At 53.3% G+C, this 2172-nt stretch carries 1 protein-coding gene; it reads right to left on the bottom strand.

Translation table 11 applies throughout. The annotated features are described in order from the left end of the window. Positions 1 to 2172 (bottom strand): glycosyltransferase (locus AC1D2E_RS35580; protein WP_478201754.1); only part of this gene is annotated, 2172 nt, incomplete at both ends.

Here is a 2172-nt window from a genome sequence, read left to right as displayed (position 1 = left end):
CTCCACTGCTGCATTTTGATCGGGTTCAGCCCAAGATTGCCCCTGATACCAGGGATATTCATGGGACCCCAGAGGGCGCAAGATGTAGGGCACCGGATAGCCGGTCTTATCCGTCAGAAAATCAGTAGAGCCAGAATAGTCGGTTCCGATAACGATACGCTCAAACGTCATCGCCTCGGCCATTCCAAGCCCGAACCCCTCTGCTCGATGCAAAGATACATAAGCGTCCGAAGCGCGGATCAAGCCGAGGATTTCTTCGCGAGGCATGTTCCGATCAAATATCAGGATGCGCGGATCCTCCACCACGGCTGCTTCGATCACCGCCTTTATATCGGGATAGTGATCGGCCGCCCCCGTGGACTTGATTACCAGACCAACATTCTCATCACCGCTCGGGAAGGCGCGCTGGAAAGCCTGGAGCACTCCAAGCGGATTTTTTCTGAATGGCGAGGAAAAGTAATCGAAGCTGAACATGAAATAAAAACGCCCCTCTTCCATTCCGAAATGCCTTCGTTCTGGATGAACTCCGCTGGTGTCCTCCATCGCTGGAGGCATGACAATAATCGGGCCTGTGAAGATGTGGGAAAACGCGTCAGCAATGAACTTGTTGGGCGCCCAGATTTCATGGATATTCTCCAGATTCTTTTTCCATTCCTCTGGCGCCCTTGAAAGCTCCCAATAGGTGCAGAGGATGTTGTACGAGTTTTTCAAAAGCTTGGGGCTGAGCGTCCGAAAAACCTCTGACACCTGATCTCCCGCCACCTGAATGACATTGATTTCGTAAGGGTGATTTACGTCATATCGTTGTTGCATGTACGGCCCAATCAAGCGGGTCTCAATGCCGACTTGAAATGGATAAACTGCAAATGGCAGTCCGGCCGACTCAGCGGCTTTCAAGTTTGCCCGAAAAGCTTGACCAAGTCCTAATGCACCTTCGGCATAGCCGATAAACAAGGCGCCGGGACGCAACATCTCCGATTCGCTTGTGCCGCGTGGAATTTGCAATGTCTTCCGCACGAGCCATTGCATTCTCGTTTGAAAGTACGGGCCGATCACTTGTTTCGACGAAGCCGAGATCGCGCGCCTCCACCCTTGAAGTTCCAATTGGTCGGCAAAGAAGGTGAATAGAAAACCGGCTCGTCGAATGGTGCGTGCGACCAAGCCCTTCCACCGAATGGAGGCTATCGAATGCGGAGTAGACTGGTCCTCAGAAGCGGAAGACGCCCGCGACCGATACCCTCTTCCCGCGTCGCCTGTTCGGAGCGAAGGAAGTTTGCCCTCGTTTTCTGCGATGAGCGCCCGACGGATCGCAAGACTGCTCTCCCGCCAAGAAAACTTCGTGCGAATGGTTCGGACACCCGATTCCGAGAGAAGTCGATATCGTTTGGCATCCATATCGTTTGCCTCGAACAAAAGGGCTGTCAGATGTTCGATCGAGGGCTCCCACCAAGACCCGACATCACCGAACCCCTTGTCAGAATAGTCGGCTCTGATCGGGACGCCATCCAGCAACAAGGCGCCAGGAACTGCGAAGTCCGAGGTGCCGCTGAAATTTCCGAAGATGGATGGAGTGCCGCAAGCCATAGACTCGGCGACGCCGAAACCAAACCCTTCCGAGCGCGACGAGCAGATTGTGAAATCAACGCTGCGGTACACGGTTGCCAACGACTGCTCGTCCATTGCGGCCAAACTCTCGTATACGGAAATTCCGTCGGCGTAATACTCGGCAATTCTGAAATTCTTCCAGACGCGAATACTATCTGGAACCGGCAACGTTTTCACTATGCCGATACCCATCAAGATCAGTTTGGCATTTGGCTGCGATGGATGGAATGCTCGCCATGCCTTGAGCATGACGTCGAGGCCTTTACGATATTGATTACGCGAGAACCATAGAAATGTCTTTCCATCTACAAAACGCTGTGACGGCCCCCAAGGTTGAAAAATATCGCTTTCGACTCCAAGTGGTGCATAATGAACGCGCTTGACTCCGACTTGTTTTAACACGTCCACACCCCAGCGTGAAGTGGTGAGAACCATTTTGTAGCGCTCTTTGAATGCCAGCCATGATTCGGGCGGGCGCGAAGTCTCCCATACGGTGTAAAGATAATCGAAAGGCTCGACCCCGAGGTGCGAAAAGGTGAGCCGCGCCGCATCGGGGTGAATGAGGCC

Source organism: Variovorax sp. P1_H2 (assembly GCF_056405295.1).
Note: the sequence above shows the minus strand (reverse complement) of the source record. Positions and strands in the feature narration are given on the sequence as shown.